The sequence below is a fragment of the Roseimicrobium sp. ORNL1 genome (assembly GCF_011044495.1).
Taxonomy (GTDB): domain Bacteria; phylum Verrucomicrobiota; class Verrucomicrobiia; order Verrucomicrobiales; family Verrucomicrobiaceae; genus Roseimicrobium.
In genome coordinates this window covers 54,272-70,054 of sequence record NZ_CP049143.1, presented here as the reverse complement: position 1 = coordinate 70,054, position 15,783 = coordinate 54,272, and the positions used below count along the sequence as shown (strand labels likewise).

The window sequence follows — 15,783 nt, the reverse complement described above, 5'->3', positions numbered from 1 at the left end:
CCCCAGCGGTTTGGTTTTAGGAAACTCCTGCCATCCGGAAATTTGTTCCATGCGTCTGGATGTGCCAAGGTGCGCGTAGCTGCTTCCATCGGTATTTGTCACCGTTTTGCCTATCTCCATCACATCCATGTCAGCACTATTCACTCCCCTCTCGCTCGGCCCGCTTACCCTGGCCAATCGCGTCGTCATGGCCCCGCTCACCCGCTGCCGGGCAGATGCAGATCACGTGCCGACGGACATCATGGCGGAATACTATGCCCAGCGTGCCGGCGCAGGGTTGATTGTGGCGGAAGCCACCATGGTGATGGAGGGGAACTCGGCCTTCAACGGACGCGAGCCGGGCATCTATTCACCGGCCCAGGTCGCTGCCTGGAAGAAGGTGACGGACGCCGTGCATGCCAGGGGCGGGCTCATTTGGCTGCAGCTTTGGCATGGAGGGCGCGCGTGTCATCCGTATTTTAATGGCGGTGCCCAACCGGTCGCGCCCAGTGCCCTGGCCATCACCGGTGACCACACGCACACACCGGAAGGTCCGAAGCCCTATGTCGTACCGCGCGAACTAAGCGATGACGAATTGCCGGGCATCGTCGAAGGCTTTCGCCAGGCGGCTGAAAATGCAAAAGCGGCAGGATTTGATGGCATTGAGATCCACGGGGCCAATGGGTACCTCCTCGATGAGTTTCTGCGTGATGGGGTGAACAAGAGAACCGGTCCCTATGGCGGTCCGGTCGAGAACCGGGCGCGCCTGTTGCTGGAAGTGACGGATGCCGTTTGCACCGTATGGGACAAGAAGCAGGTGGGCGTGCGCATCTCACCGCTCAACAGCTACAATGACATGATCGACAGCGATCCCGTGGGTCTCACCCGCTACGTGGCGGCAGCCTTGGGTGAGCGTGGCATTGGCTATCTCCACCTCATGCGGGCGGACATCCTCGGTGTGCAGAAGTCGGACACAGACATCGTCGCTGTGGCACGTGAGGCCTTCCAGGGCGTGCTCGTTGTGAATGTGGGATACACCCGTGAAGAAGCAGAGGCTGCCGTCAGCACGGGCAAGCTCGATGCGGTGGCATTTGGTCATCAGTTCATCAGCAACCCTGATCTCGCGGAGCGCTTGCGCCACGGGAAGGAACTTTCGCTTCCGGACACGACGACATTCTACACGCACGAGGCGCGCGGGTATATCGACTACCCGGCGTTGTCCGCTGCGTAGCGAGTAAGCAGCCTTCCCGCGCACCGAGGAGAGAAGTGTGGCCGGTCGGCCACGGGATGGGGTGGCGTGGTCTTTATGATTAAGTTGTTGCTTAATTAAGTAATAACTTCATAATGTTACCATGCTCGCTTTCACCGCGCTTGCCGACCCCACTCGCCGCCGCATCGTGGAGATGCTGGCGGAGCGGGAGCGTACGGCGGGTGAAATCGTGGCCCGGTTCGACATGACGGCCCCGGCCATCTCCCAGCATCTCAAGCTGCTGCGCGAGGCCGGGCTGGTCAGTGTGCGCGCCGATGGTCAGCGTCGCATCCACTCGCTGGATCAGGGTGGATTCTCTGAGATGGAGGCGTGGATCGCGAAGACGAAGCAATTCTGGGAACACCGCCTGGATGCCCTGGAGCACACCCTCCGCGCGGAAGACGAAAAGAAGAAGAAACCCCGTGTGAAGAAGAAATGAGCCTGCTGCGACGGCCAGACAGGTCGCCACCCGGTTCAGCAATCCTTTGAGCCACCATGAAACAAGATTCTGCCTACCCTTTCGTGCGCGTCGTCAGGCGCATTTCCTTCCCCGCTGAGCGCGTGTTCGATGCATGGCTCAATCCACGACTGGCTTCGCAGTGGCTCTTCGCCACGCCCACTGGGAAAATGGTGCGTGCGGAGGCCGATGCACGTGTGGGCGGTAAGTTTACTTACACGGAGCGACGCGATGGCGAGGACGTGGAACACACGGGAGAGTATCTGGAAATCGATCGCCCGCGGCGGCTGGTCTTCACGTTCGGTGTGCCCAAGTACTCCAAGGATTTCACGAAGGTGACCGTGGAGATTGAGCCACAGGGGGAGAGCTGTGTCCTCACGCTCACGCAGGATGTGCATCCTGACTGGGTGCATTTTGCCCCTCGCTCGCAGGATGGCTGGACGACCATTGTCGAAGGTCTGGCCGCGAGCCTGGGCGACCGCTATGCGGTGGTGAACCGCGAGCCCGTGCAAGTGATTGGCAAGGACGAGGCGCGTGTGGTGCGACTGCTGCCCGGTCCGGTGGAGCGTGTGTGGGCCTACCTGATGGAGAGCGACAAGCGCAAGACGTGGTTCACGGATGGCACCATTGAGCCGCGTTTGGGTGGCGATGTCCATCTGCACTTCCGGCACGCCAATATCTCGCCCAACGAAACACCGCCGGAGAAATACCGCACGGTGCATGATCCTGGCGTGCCCATGGCGGGGAAGGTCGTCGCGTATGAACCACCTCATCGCCTGGGCATCACCTGGGAAGGGGAGAAGCCGGGGGAAAACTCCGAGGTCATCTTCGACCTGGAGCCCAAGGGGGAAGACGTCCAGCTCACGCTCACCCACCGCAAACTCTGCTCCGACGCAGAGCGCGCCGACGTGAGTTCTGGCTGGCACTTGCACACGGCTGTCCTCTTCGCGCGCCTTTCGGGAGACACACCGTCGCCTCTGTGGGCGGCGCATGATCGCCTGGAAGCATTCTATAAGAAGAGGATGAATGCGGCGTCTGCTGATGCCACTACAGCGAGCTGATTCCCATCACTCGCTTGTCTGGGTAGCGCGGCGAAGTATCTGCCGGCGATATGCCAGGGGCGTTTGCCCGGTGTGTCGCCGGAAGTGTTCGGTGAATGAACTCTGATCATAGAACCCACACGCGGAGGCGATGTCCAGGAGTGAGGCATCGCTTTCGCGAAGCGCACGACAGGCGGCCAGCACGCGCGTCTTGATGAGAAACTCCTGTGGCGTGAGGCGCAGCACCGCACGGAAGCGACGCTGAAGCTGGCGGATGGACAAGCCCGCCTGCTCCGCGAGTGTCGAAATGGTCACCTGTTTGCGAAAGTGTTGGCGGATATACTTCACGGAGACCGCGATCTCCCGCCACGGGGCGTGGAAGCGCGCATGGCCCTCATATTCCTGGATGACACCCATCACGCCGATGATGCGGCCACGACGTGACCAGATGGGCAGTTTCGTCACCACATACCAGTTCGGGACGCCCTGCGCGTCCCACCAGAGCTCCACACGGCCGCTCATTGGTTCGCCCGTGGCATAGATGCGGGCATCATCACTCACATAGCTCTCCGCCATGCCATGCGGATTGATGTCGAAGTCGGTGAGTCCCACCGCACTCGCATCGTCGCGAAGGCCATAGCGCTCGCGAATGCTGGAACTGAGGAACATGATCTCTCCGCGCTGATTCTTCGCAAAGAAATGCAAACCCGGCAGGTGGTCGAAGAGCGTGTGGAAGAGGCTGGTGGGCGCAATCTCCTGCAGCCAGCCGTCCCGGCTGTCGAGCTGACGCCGAGTCACCGCAGTGGATCGTGTCCTGGCATGCCGGAGCTGGGCGGGTTGACGTGTCGCATTTGGCATAAGATCTGTCGTCGTCAGCCCATAATCAATCCTGCTGGCAACATGGCGTCAACCGCGTCGTTCTAGGCATCCCGCTGCCCCACATGAAAACGCCCCCCTTCATCTTCCTTGCCTTGCTGACGTCGTGTTTCGCCAGCGCTCTCATCCCCCGTGCCTCGGCAGAAAAGGTCGACCCCGCCTGCAACCGTGTACGCTTCCAGGCCACGGCCCCGGGTAAGGAACTGGAGTTGGTCGGCGGTGTGTTCCAAGGCTCCAACACCTCGCGCTATGAGGGGTATGAGCCGCTGGTGGAAATCAAGGAAGCGCCCGTCAAAGGGCAATGGGGCGAGATCAAGATCGAGAATAAAAAAGTGTATCGCTGGGTGCGCTTCGTTCAGCCCAAGACGACGACTGGGAAGATTGCAAAGGTCGAGTTCTACACGGGTGACCTGCTCCTCGGAGGTGAGGACAAGGGGATGAAGATCAACTTCTTCAAGGATGACGTGGATGACACCACCATCATTGGCTACGACCTCTTCTACATTGCTGCGGCGCAGCGGCCCGCGTTCTTTCCTGCGGATGTAACTCTGAATGGCCCCACGGAGGTCACCATCAAGTCCAACCCCGGAGCCACCATCCGCTACACGCTGGATGGCACCTGGCCCACAGCGGAACACGGCGAGACCTACACCAAACCGATTCGTGTGGAGAAGAACACGACCTTCAGTGCCATGGCCATCTCACCTGGGCAGGCGCCGGGCTTGTTGAATACCATCACGTACCTCGTGCCTGAGGGGCGTAAGCAGGGCCTGAAGACTGCGGGCATCGGCAACAGCCTCACGGGAACGACCTCGGGCTTCGCAAGGTTTGCACGCACGGCGGGCTATGATCAGAAGACGGATCTGTTCCTCCGCCCCGGGGCACTGACGCGTGAGCAGTGGGCTCTCGCCACGGGTGAATATGCCAAGGACAAGGTGGCAAACGCAAAGGAGGAACTGGCCCGCAAGCGGGGCAGCCAGACCTGGGAAGAGTATTGGAAGGGCATCGACAAGGTGGATGTGCTGACGCTTCAGCCGCGCGACTTTGACCTCGCGAAGGAGATCGATGCGGAGATCAACTTCATCAAACTCTTCCAGCAGAAGTCACCCGAGGTGCAGCCGTGGCTGTACTGTGAATGGGTCGAGCAGAAGCGCCAGCGCCCCAGCGATCGCGGCGATGTGCCGTCTTACCAGATGAAGAAGACCTTCCCTGCGCTGACGTGGGAAGAGTCCATGAGCGCGATGCTGCTCTATGTCGAGGAGTTGCAACACCGTCTGACTGCTCAGTACAGCGTGGGCAAGCGTCCTCGCATCTTGCCCTCCGCACTGGCCATGGGCTGGATGAAGAATCACATCGACAGCGGCAAGTTCCCCGAAGGCAAGCCGGGCATGTTCTATCCCTTGCTCTTCCATGATCAGGTGCATCCCGCTGCCGCTCCCACGCATGGGTCTGCCAATGGCGGACACCTGGTGGATCTCACGTGGTATGCCGCCTTCTACAAAGAAGCACCGGAGGGCAAGGTGCTGCCCATCGAGACCACGTACACCCCTGCACAGGCGAAGTTCGTGGAGAAACTCGCGTGGGATGTCATCAAGAACTATCCCGACTGCGGCCTGTATGAAGAGGGCAAGGAACCCTGCGGCAAGCCGGAGTTCGCGAATGACGGCAAGCGCATCACCTTGAAGTCATCCACACCGGGAGCGTGGTTCCGCTATACGCTGGATGGCACCGAGCCCACGCGTACGCGTGGTTATGTCTACTGCGGGGTGATCAGCGTGCAGCCCGGCATTCAGGTGAAGGCCGTGGCTTACAAGAGTGGCATGGCGGACAGCGTGGTGAACGTGATGGCACCCTGAAGCAGCGTAGCCATTGGACCCGCGGACTGAATAAGCACCGCAAACATCTTCCTCCTATTCCATGAAGACCTTTGTTCCCCTTCTTCTTTGTACACTCCTGATTGCGCCAAGGGTGACCGTGGCGGAAACGCCACCCCCCGGAGTGCTGGCAACCGCGCTGAAGCCTCTGGTGGATGAAGGTAAGATCGCCGGAGCAGTGATGCTGGTCGCAGACAAAGGCAAGGTGCTCGCGCTGGAGAGCGTCGGCTATGCGAGCCTCGCCACCAAAGAGCCGATGAAGAATGACGCACTCTTCTGGATCGCTTCCATGACGAAGTCCGTGACCGGTGTGGCGGTGATGATGCTGGTGGATGAAGGGAAGAACAGCCTTGATGATCCGGTCGAGAAGTACCTGCCTGAGTTCAAGGGACAGCAGGTGCAGGAAACGGAAGGCGGTCCGCTTCATCCACCGAAGCATCCCATCACCATCCGGGATGTGATGACCCACACCAGCGGTCTGCTCACCGCGAGGGATCCTCGCTTGAAGAACCAGCCGTCGCTGGAGGAGAAGGTGAAGCAAAGCGCGAAGTTCCCGTTGATTCGTGAGCCGGGAACCAAGTTCGAATACAACAATGTGGGCATCAATGCCGCAGGACGCATCGTGGAGGTGGTGAGTGGGATGCCTTATACCGAATTCCTGCAGCAGCGTCTCTTTGCGCCGCTTGGCATGAAGGATACGACCTTCTGGCCTTCGGAAGGGCAGGCTTCACGGCTGGCGAGTTCCGTGCGACTCAACAAGGACAAGACGGCGCTGGAGGATGTGAAGCTGGATGCGAATCTCCCGCCGGAGGTCTTTGCGAAGCTGAGCAAGACCGCGACCGTGCCCAGACGCGTCTTTGACAACTTCGGCGTGGGAAAATTTTACGAGTATGCCAACAAGTATGGCGAGCCCGCGGGCGGTCTCTTCTCCACCGCGACAGACATGGGACGCTTCTGCCAGATGCTGTTGAATGGCGGCACCTTTGAAGGGAAGCGTTATCTCTCTGCGAATGCCATCAAGGCGATGAGCAGTGTGCAGTCAGGCGATGTGAAGGTCACACCCGAAACCGGCTATGGCATCGGCTGGTATTCGAAGTTCGGGGGCGAGGAACCGCCCGGCATCGGCAGCTACACACATCAAGGAGCACGCAAGACGGTGATGTGGGTCGACCCGAAGAACGGACTGGCCATGGTCGTGATGGTGCAGAATTTCGACATCGAGCCCGAAGCGCACAAGCGGCTGCACCGGGAGTTTCTCAAGGCCGCCACGGAGAAGTTTGGCAAGAGAGACTGACTGCCGCGATAGGTTCTTCATTCGCAAGCCCTCCATTCATTTTCCTCGGTCCGGATGGAACCACTGACCTCACTGGCACTACTCCCCTTCATGCATCGCTTCCGACCTATCATCTTCGCATTGGCGTTCCTGCCACCCTGCGTTCCGCTGCTCCATGCGCAGGATCAGGCACCCAAGAAACAGAACGCCACTGTGTGGATGGCGCCGCCTGCGGGCGAGAATGGCAAATGGATCCGCGAACTCTTCGAGCACCCTGATGAATGGAAGGACACGCGGGAGGTGTTGGATGTCTTCTTCCAGACAGATCTCAACTTCCAGCGCCACTTCAAGGATGAGGAACTGCAGGCGTGGTTTGGCATGCTCAAGCAGTGGGACATCAAGCTCGCGCTGGAAGTCGGCGCCCTGAAGGAATGGGGACGCACTGGCGAGAAGACCTTCAATGCGGAGAAGCCCATTTGGGACCGGCTGCAACGCCTGGGTGGGAACATCCATGCCATCGCCATGGACGAGCCGCTCGTGTGTACGCGGGAGAAGATTCACGAGTCAGACGAATACGCTATGGAAGAGACGGCGAACTACATCGCCCTGGTCCGACGGCATTTCCCGGACATCCTCATCGGCGACATCGAGGCGTATCCTTCCATCTCGGTGGAGGAGCATCAGAAGTGGATTGAAGGGTTGGAGAAGAAACTCGCGGAACGCAAGGTGCGTGGCCTCGACTTCTACCGTCTGGATGTGGATTGGATCCGGTTCAACGTGCAACAGAAGGGCTCATGGAGAGACCTGAAGCGACTGGAACACTTCTGCCGCGAACGCAAGGTTCCCTTCGCCCTGATCTACTGGTCCTCCGGTTATCCCGCGATGCAGCATCGTGGCCTGGCGGATGACAGCACGTGGTACACCAGCATCATGCAGCAGGGGTATGACTATGTGAGCGTGGACGGCAGACCGGATCACTATGTCATCGAGAGTTGGGTGGGTGCGCCTTCGAAGATGGTGCCTGATTCGGGTGACTGGACCTTCACGCGCTCGGTCCGTGATTTCGCGAGGAAGTTCGTGAAACAAGAACCGTCGAAATAGTTTTCCTGAATTCAACGTCGCACGCACAAGCCATGCTTCGCTTTCCCGCACGCATCACTTCCTTGGCCGGGTCACTTTGTGCCCTGCTGCTCCTCGGTTTTACAGCCTCGATCTCCGCCGCCAGTCCGATCGCCAAGCCGAACTTCGTCGTCATCCTCACGGATGATCAGGGGCTCGCCGACTACAGCGCGTATGGGACCAAGGATCTTCGCACGCCGAACATGGATCGCATCTTCAACGAGGGGATGACTTTTCAGAACCTCAAGGCGAACAGCCCGGTGTGCTCACCGACTCGCGCGTCGTTGCTGACGGGCTGCTATCCAGACCGGGTTGGTGTGCCGGGACTCGTGCGTGAGGAGGAACCCGGGAACAACTGGGGTTATCTCGCTCACTCCGCTGTACTGCTGCCAAAGCTGCTCAAGCCCGCTGGCTATCACACCGGCATGGTGGGCAAGTGGAACCTGGGTCTCTCAGCGCCGAACCTGCCAAACGATCGCGGCTTTGATTTCTACCAGGGCTTCCTTGGAGACATGATGGATGACTACTGGAAACACCTGCGTCATGACGTGAACATGCTGCGGAAGAATCATGAGGTCATCACCCCGGAGGGTCATGCCACGGACCTCTTCACGGCGTGGGCTTGTGACTACATCACGGAACGAAGCAAGAGTGGGCAGCCCTTCTTTCTATATCTGGCGTACAACGCACCGCATGACCCCATCCAGCCGCCGCCGGAATGGCTGGAGAAGGTGAAGGCACGCGAGCCTGGCATGAATGAGAAGCGCATGAAGCTGGTCGCGCTCATTGAGCATCTGGACGCTGGCATCGGTCGTGTGCTGGACACGCTGGAAAGGACGGGTGTCGCGCAGAACACGCTGGTCACCTTCACCTCGGACAACGGTGGCAGCCTGCCTGTGGGTGCGAACAATGGCCCGTGGCGCGATGGCAAGACGCACATGTATGAGGGTGGATTGCGTGTGCCCTTCGGGGCGCGCTGGCCCGCACGCATCAAGGCCGGCAGCGTGACCCCGCGGACTGCACTGACGATGGATATCCTCCCCACGTTGCTTGAGGCTTCGGGAGCCTCTGTGCCGAAGGACATCGACGGTGTGAGTTTCCTGCCCACGCTGGCTGGTGAAGCGCAGCCGGATGCACCCCGCGATTTGTATTTCGTGCGGCGCGAAGGCGGCCCCATGTATGGCGGTAAGACCATTGAGGCCTTCCAGCGTGGCGACTGGAAGCTGCTGCAGGACAGTCCCTTTGGCCCGCTGGAACTCTACAACCTGAAGACAGACCCGTATGAGACCACAAATCTGGCGGAGAAGAGGAAAGACATCGTGCGAGATCTGAATGCCGGTCTGCGGAAACAGATTCAGAAGAGCGGCTCCGTGCCGTGGCAGAAGCCAGCCGAACCGGGCACGGTGAAATAGCGCGAAGGCTGCACGACGGGGAGCAAGTGCGACGTAGATGAGTGCCTGCCTGCCCCAGTCATGAGTTCACTCCCAGCCTCTCTCGTATCGTCTGTTGTTGGCTCTGCTTGTCGCAGAGCTATTCTTGTTGCCGTGGGCCTCTTCGTGAGCACCAGTGGGCTCAAAGCCCAGAGCCCGAGTGCAGCAGAGTACAAGTCCATCCAGGAAGCGCTCGACGCGAATCCGGGGAAGATGGTGTATCTGCCGCAGGGGGACCATATTGTCTCCGAGCGCATCACCATCAAGCATGATGGAAGCGGCTTGTATGGGTATGGACGCATCATCCAGGAGAATGCTGAACAACCGGTGATTCGAGCGGATGGCCGGAAGGGGATTATCTTGCGAGACATCAGCCTCACACGTGCTGAGGAGAAGACGGAAAGCCGCGCGGAAGCGATCTATTTGAACCAATGCGAGGAGGTGCTGCTGGAGAACGTGCGAGTGAAGGACAACCGCTCTGCCGCCGCCTCCATCTCCGTGAGGGATGGCAAGGGCACGCAGATTCGCGGCTGCACGGTGGAGAACTACATGCGCATCAGCGTGGATGACCGCACGCACTCGGAGAACTACGGCTACGCCTTCCGCTGCATCGATGGCACCGGCATCGCCGTGGTGAACAGTGAAGGCAATCTCATCCAAAACTGCCGCGTCGTGGAGCATGTATTCGTCCCCACACAGGAACTCAAGGAGAAGCACGGTCTTGGGAAATTCACCAAGAAGAACGCTGCGCGTGGCAAGCTGATGAACCCCGAGGTGTGGAATGCGGAATACGTGAACAACTGGCACCAGGGCTCGGGTATCATCGTGACTGGACCGGATATCACCGCTCGCACCCAGCTTATCGGAAACCAAATCGAGAATGCCGCCCAAGGCATCGACCTGCATTGTGATCATGTCATCGTTTCCAATAACATCGTGAACAATGCCTTCATCGGCATGAAGGCCATGCACGGTTCTCGCAACGTGCTCATCATCGGAAACCAGTTCGTCAAAAATGACCTCTGGAGCATTGGCTTGATGCCCGGTGCCGCATCGCACCATTCCGCACCTGCCACTGCCGATCGCCCCGCCTTGGCTCCGAATGTGGACGGAGGCTCCATCATCGCGAACAACATCATCTCCGACTTCGGCTACGGCAGCGCTTCCTGGATGTGGACGGAAACGGGCTCCTGCAATCCCCTGCGTTTCGACAAGGGTCAGACTCCGCAAAATCCGCCGCTCACGGATGTGCTGATCCAGGGCAACGTGATCTATGACTCCGGCAAGGATTCACCGCTGGTCGATGGTGCACCGAAGAAAGAAGGCCCGCGCTACAGCTATGCCGTGCGCATCGAAACCGATGGCAAGAACCCGCCGCAAGGGCTTCGCTTTTCGAACAACATCTTCCACCCGGGAAAAGAGGGTGTTAGCAATGTGGAACTGGCTCCGTAAATGGTGCGGCAGGGAACCCGCGATCGCCTATGAAACGCAAGCCTCTCTCAGGCAGCCTTACACGCCGTGACTTTGTGCGGGCTTCGGGACTCGCAGTCTCCGTGATGGCTGGAACAGCGACAACAGCCAAGGCCCAGGTTGCCAGTGCCCCGCCTACTCCCGTTGCTCAGGCAACTTCCACCGGCGCGGCCTTCCGTCATCCACTGCTGACGCCGGCGGCAAAGTTCGAGGACGTCTCACGTGGCAATCCGAAACCGCACACGCTCACTGGTGACGCGCTGGTCCAGGCCCGGCTCACCCCGGACACATGGCGCATGGAGATCATGGTGGATCCGTTCACGAGTGACTTGGTGAAGGAGCCCGCGAGTCTGGAGAAGGAGTTCACGCTCGACGCGGGTAATGCGCTGGATCTGCCGACGCTGATGGAGCTTGGAAAGAAGCACAGCGTGCGCTTCCTCAAAGCCATGCAGTGCCTGAACATCGCCGCACCACTCGGTCAGGGATTGTGGGAGGGCGTGCCGTTGCGCGATGTACTGCGGCTCTGTGGCAACCTGAAGAACGTGCGGCGCATCTACTACTGGGGTTTTCACAACAACAACCCCAAGCAGATCTTCCAGTCCTCCCTCAGCTACACGCAGGTCATGGAGACGCCGCCGGGTGAGCTCCCCGCCTTCCTTGCCTACCGGCTCAACGGCGAACCCATCCCACTCGAACGTGGCGGCCCGGTACGCATGGTCATTCCCTGGGCACACGGCTTCAAGTCCATCAAGTGGCTGCAACGCATGGTTGTGACGAACGACTTCAAGGCCAACGACACCTACGCCAACCAGAACAACGATCCCGAGTCGCACCTCAAGACAGCGGCGTACATGGATGCCGCTCCTGCCAAGTTCGCGTCGGGACAGCCCGTGCATCTTGAAGGACTTGCCATTGTCGGGCTCTCCGGCTTGAAAAGGGTCGAGTCCTGGCTGCATCCAGTGGAGGCGGGAGCGAAGCCGGTGGTGCAGGACGACGAAACCTATCGTGCGGCCCAGTGGACGGAGTGTGCCTTGGAGGCTCCACCTGCGGATTGGAGTCAGATTCTTCCGGCGGGCATCTCCTCAAAGACGGTGCTTGGCTTCGATCCGGCCACGGGTCAGCCAGCCGCATGGCCCATGCGGTATAGCATGGTCAATTGGTCAGCGACACTGCGCGACTTGAAGCCCGGCACTTATGAATTCCGTGCCCGCGCGGTGGACCTGAATGACTTCGCCCAGCCTGAGCCACGGCCCGTGCCCAAGACGGGAAAGAATGCCGTGCAAATGCACCGCTTTGAGGTGACATAGACAGGCATGCACCGCTCGATCATATGCCTGATTTGGCGTTTTGGAACGTACATTCTTTAGAACCCCATGCCACGGACCAAAGAATTCGATGAAGCTGAAGTGCTGGATCATGCACTGGAGCTCTTTCGTGCCCGTGGTTTCAAGGCAACTTCCTTCGCCGACCTCACGGCGGAACTCGGCGTGAGTCGGCAGAGTCTCTATGACACGTATGGCGACAAGGAGGAACTCTTCCTTGCCGCGCTGAAGCGCTACATGACGGCAGGCGCGGAGTGCATGAAGCAGCGCCTCGCAGATCCGGGACCTGTGCGCGAGGTGTTGATGGGAATCTTCGACCAGCTCATCTCCCAGCATTGCGGGAAGGGCTCCCATGGATGTCTGCTGGTGAATACCCTGGTGGAGATTGCACCGGACTCTCCGGCGCGGGCTCTGGCTGCGGAACACGCCAGGACGGTGGAGGGCCTTTTCATCTCCCGCCTGTGCGCGGCTCAGCGTGCAGGAGAAATTGATCGTGAGAAGGATCCCGTGGAGCTGGCGCGCTTCTTCCACCACACGCTGCTGGGGATGGCGGTGGCAGCGCGGGCTCACGATCAGAAGGATGCGCTGAAGCAGACCGCGCGGTTGGCGTTGAAGGTTCTCGACTGAGTGTTGTGTGATTATTTTGGAATGTTTGTTCCGGAAACACATCCTGCCGCGTATCGCTCGGAAACAAACCTCATGAGCATTCCCGCAAGCCACCCTCTGCTCGTCTGAATACTCATGCTTTTTCTGGAACGATTGTTCCAGAAAAGTACCTTCCAGAACCCTGAAATTCAGTCATCCACAGAACCATCCATGAAAGACAAAACCATTCTCATCACCGGCGGAACCACAGGCATCGGCCTCGCCACCGCACAGCTCCTCGCCAAGGAAGGCGCGAAAGTCATCATCACGGGCCGCAACCCAGAAACCCTCGCTGCCGCAAAAGCTCTACTGCCAAAGAGCGTTGTGATTCTCAAGTCCGATGCCGGATCACTGAGCGATGCCCAGGCGCTCGGTGAAGAGGTGAAGAAGCATGCCGCAAAACTTGATGGCGTCTTCCTCAACGCTGGCGTGGCGCAGTTCGGCCCGCTCGAAGTAGCGACGCCGAAGCAGTACGATGACATGTACAACATCAACGTGCGTGGTCCGTTCTTCCAGCTTCAGTCACTGCTGCCGCTGCTGGCGAATCCCAGTTCGGTGGTCTTCACTTCGTCGATAGCGGGCTCCATTGGCTTCCCCACCACGGCGCTGTACTCGGGCACGAAGGCGGCCATCATTTCCTTTGGAAAGACACTCGCGGTGGAGCTGGCGCCGCGTGGCATCCGTGTGAATGTGGTCAGCCCCGGCCCCATCGAAACGCCGATCATGAAGAAGCTGGAGCTTCCAGCAGAGGCGCAGAAGGGTTTTGAAGAGACGACTACCGCCAAGTCACTGGTGAAGCGGTTGGGGCAACCTGAGGAGGTAGCCACGGCCGTGCGCTTTTTGCTTTCGGATGAGTCCAGCTTCGTCATCGGCTCGGAAGTGATTGTCGATGGCGGCGTGCGGCTGAGCTGAGCGCCGCATCTGAATGTTGTTCTTGGCATACCATCACCGGGTCGCGGGCTTCGCTCGCGGCCCGGTGACACTTTTGGAGCAAGGATGGTGACATTAGAGCTTCCTTGTTAAACAGGGGCGCGGTCTGCGTAGCCTTTAGCCATGATTGGGAAACAGATCTGGCTCAATGGATGGCTGGTGCTCGCGTTGATGGGCGTGGGAGTGGGCCTGCAAGAAGTGCGGGCGGAGGAAAAGAAGCCGGCAGCCCCACCGCCTTATGTGCTGGAGAGCAATGTGATGGTGACCATGCGCGATGGCGTGAAGCTCGCGACGGACGTCTACCGGCCAATCCAGCAGGATGGCACGCCCGTGCAGGAGAAACTGCCCATCATCCTCACACGCACGCCCTACAACAAGACGGGCGCGAAGAAGCAGGCCGACTACTTCACCAGGCACGGCTATGTGTTCATCGCGCAGGATTGCCGTGGACGCTACGCGAGCGAAGGCGTGTGGCACTGGATGACGGACGATGGGAACGATGGTGTGGATGCCTCAGCATGGATTGGCAAGCAATCGTGGAGCGATGGGAAGATTGGCATGTTTGGCACTTCTTATGTGGGTGGCACGCAGCACGCGATGGCGCTCGCGGGGGCGAAAGAACTGACGACGGTGATTCCCGTGGATGCGGTATCAAACTGCGGTGTGCAATCCATGCGCAATGGAGGTGCGTTCGAACTGCGCTTCTGGAACTGGATCATGCTCAATGCTGGCAAAGGCAGCCAGGCCGTGAAGGATGAAGCAACGGCCGCGATGCTGAAGGAGATGGCGGACAATCGCTTTCACTACCTCGCGAACCTGCCGCTGCGCAAAGGGACCACGCCGCTGAAGTTCGCGCCGGAATACGAAGACTGGCTTACGGCTGCGATGAGTCACGGTGCCAATGATGACTACTGGAAACAGAACAACATTCTGGAGCAGGCGTCCTCATACAAGGATATGCCAGTGTACCTTGTAGGTGGTTGGTATGATTCGTGGGCAGGCAATACCACGGCGAACTTCGGTGTGCTGAGCAAGGCGCTGAAGAGTGATGTGTATCTCATCATGGGACCGTGGATTCATGGCGCTCAGGCAGGCTCATCCCATGGGCAGGTGGATTATGGCAAAGAGGCAGCGATTCCCGATGAACTCGCGTGGCGTCTGGAATGGTATGATCACTGGCTGAAGGGCAAGGACAACAGTGTGGGCAAGGCCGCGCCCTTCGCGAGCAAGGTGCGCATCTTCACCATGGGCACCGGTGATGGCCACAAGACGGAGAAGGGCCTGCTCTTCCACGGTGGCGAGTGGCGCGAGGAGAAGGAGTGGCCTCTCGCACGGCAGCAGAGCACGGCCTTCTACTTCGGTGGAAGCGGTACGCTTGCTCGTGAAAAACCCACGCAGGAGCCGGCCTCCACCACCTTCACCTTTGATCCGAAGAACCCCGTGCCGACCATCGGTGGGAATATCTCCAGTGGGAATGACATCCTCCTGCAGGGTGCATGGGACCAGCGTGGTGGTCCGCATGTGTGGAACTGGCTTAATCCCATCCCACTCTCAGCGCGCAATGATGTCGTGGTGTTTGAAACAGAACCGCTCGCGCAGGATGTTGAAGTCACCGGGGAAATTGAAGTGAAGCTGTGGGCTTCCTCCAGCGCGGTGGACACGGACTTCACCGCGAAGCTGGTGGACGTGTATCCCGGTAGCAAGGACTGGCCGGGTGGCTTTGATTTGAAGATCACCGAGGGCATCATCCGGGCGCGCTTCCGCGACAGCTTGAAGACAGAGAAGCTCATGACGCCAGGCACGCCGTATGAGTTCACCATCAAGGTGTATCCCACCAGCAACGTCTTCAAGAAGGGCCACCGCATCCGCGTGGAAGTGAGCAGCAGCAATTTCCCACGGTTCGATGTGAACCCAAACACGGGCGAGCCGCTGAACGATCACCGCCGCACCGTCATTGCGGAGAACACCATTCTGCACAGCAAGCAGCACCCCTCTCGCATCGTGCTTCCGATCATCCCGAGGTAACAAATCTTCGCGCGGAATCTCCTGAGATTCTGGCGACGCCGCCGTGCACTCCAAAATTCTTTTGACTAGACCGACCAGTCGGTCTAGTCGTCTC

Annotated in this window: 13 protein-coding genes; 12 read left to right on the top strand and 1 reads right to left on the bottom strand. The window is 59.4% G+C overall.

The annotated features are described in order from the left end of the window. The first annotated feature begins 127 nt into the window (after positions 1-127). The 3 genes from G5S37_RS00255 (at position 128) to G5S37_RS32155 (ending at position 2,746) form a co-directional block, all read left to right on the top strand. Positions 128-1,210 (top strand): alkene reductase, encoded by a 1,083-nt coding sequence (locus G5S37_RS00255; protein ID WP_165199580.1) that lies wholly within the window; start codon positions 128-130, stop codon positions 1,208-1,210. Positions 1,211-1,331: 121 nt separating this feature from the next. After that, positions 1,332-1,667: a metalloregulator ArsR/SmtB family transcription factor gene (locus G5S37_RS00250; RefSeq protein WP_165199578.1), complete on the top strand. Its 336-nt coding sequence runs from the start codon at positions 1,332-1,334 to the stop codon at positions 1,665-1,667. Positions 1,668-1,723: 56 nt separating this feature from the next. Continuing rightward, positions 1,724-2,746, top strand: a complete 1,023-nt coding sequence (locus tag G5S37_RS32155; protein WP_206026253.1) for an SRPBCC domain-containing protein — start codon at positions 1,724-1,726, stop codon at positions 2,744-2,746. 6 nt (positions 2,747-2,752) lie between these two features. On the opposite strand, the gene G5S37_RS00235 is transcribed toward G5S37_RS32155, so the two are convergent. Further along, the gene (locus G5S37_RS00235; RefSeq protein WP_165199576.1) at positions 2,753-3,583 is read right to left on the bottom strand and encodes a helix-turn-helix domain-containing protein; all 831 of its coding nucleotides are present in this window, start codon (positions 3,581-3,583) and stop codon (positions 2,753-2,755) included. Between the two features lie 83 nt (positions 3,584-3,666). On the opposite strand from G5S37_RS00235, the gene G5S37_RS00230 reads away from it, so the two are divergent. The 9 genes from G5S37_RS00230 to G5S37_RS00190 all read left to right on the top strand — a co-directional run bounded on the left by G5S37_RS00230 (position 3,667) and on the right by G5S37_RS00190 (position 15,689). Further along, positions 3,667-5,457 (top strand): chitobiase/beta-hexosaminidase C-terminal domain-containing protein, encoded by a 1,791-nt coding sequence (locus G5S37_RS00230; protein ID WP_165199574.1) that lies wholly within the window; start codon positions 3,667-3,669, stop codon positions 5,455-5,457. A 61-nt stretch (positions 5,458-5,518) separates the two neighbouring features. Beyond that, the gene (locus tag G5S37_RS00225; protein ID WP_165199572.1) at positions 5,519-6,769 is read left to right on the top strand and encodes a serine hydrolase domain-containing protein; all 1,251 of its coding nucleotides are present in this window, start codon (positions 5,519-5,521) and stop codon (positions 6,767-6,769) included. A 90-nt stretch (positions 6,770-6,859) separates the two neighbouring features. Further along, positions 6,860-7,849 carry a hypothetical protein gene (locus G5S37_RS00220; protein ID WP_165199570.1) on the top strand — a complete coding sequence of 330 codons (990 nt, stop codon included), beginning with the start codon at positions 6,860-6,862 and terminating at the stop codon, positions 7,847-7,849. Positions 7,850-7,881: 32 nt separating this feature from the next. Continuing rightward, a complete protein-coding gene (locus G5S37_RS00215) occupies positions 7,882-9,279 on the top strand; it encodes a sulfatase-like hydrolase/transferase (RefSeq protein ID WP_165199568.1) in 1,398 nt (465 codons plus the stop codon). Positions 9,280-9,339: 60 nt separating this feature from the next. Continuing rightward, positions 9,340-10,749, top strand: coding sequence for a right-handed parallel beta-helix repeat-containing protein (locus G5S37_RS00210; RefSeq protein ID WP_165199566.1), 1,410 nt, complete (start codon positions 9,340-9,342; stop codon positions 10,747-10,749). 29 nt (positions 10,750-10,778) lie between these two features. Continuing rightward, complete coding sequence (locus G5S37_RS00205; RefSeq protein WP_165199564.1) at positions 10,779-12,074, top strand: molybdopterin-dependent oxidoreductase; 1,296 nt, start codon at positions 10,779-10,781, stop codon at positions 12,072-12,074. A 66-nt stretch (positions 12,075-12,140) separates the two neighbouring features. Then, on the top strand, positions 12,141-12,716 hold the full coding sequence (locus G5S37_RS00200) for a TetR/AcrR family transcriptional regulator (protein WP_165199562.1): 576 nt from the start codon (positions 12,141-12,143) through the stop codon (positions 12,714-12,716). A gap of 189 nt (positions 12,717-12,905) precedes the next feature. Beyond that, positions 12,906-13,646, top strand: coding sequence for an SDR family oxidoreductase (locus G5S37_RS00195; protein WP_165199560.1), 741 nt, complete (start codon positions 12,906-12,908; stop codon positions 13,644-13,646). 141 nt (positions 13,647-13,787) lie between these two features. Then, a complete protein-coding gene (locus G5S37_RS00190) occupies positions 13,788-15,689 on the top strand; it encodes a CocE/NonD family hydrolase (protein ID WP_206026252.1) in 1,902 nt (633 codons plus the stop codon). Positions 15,690-15,783 lie beyond the last annotated feature (94 nt).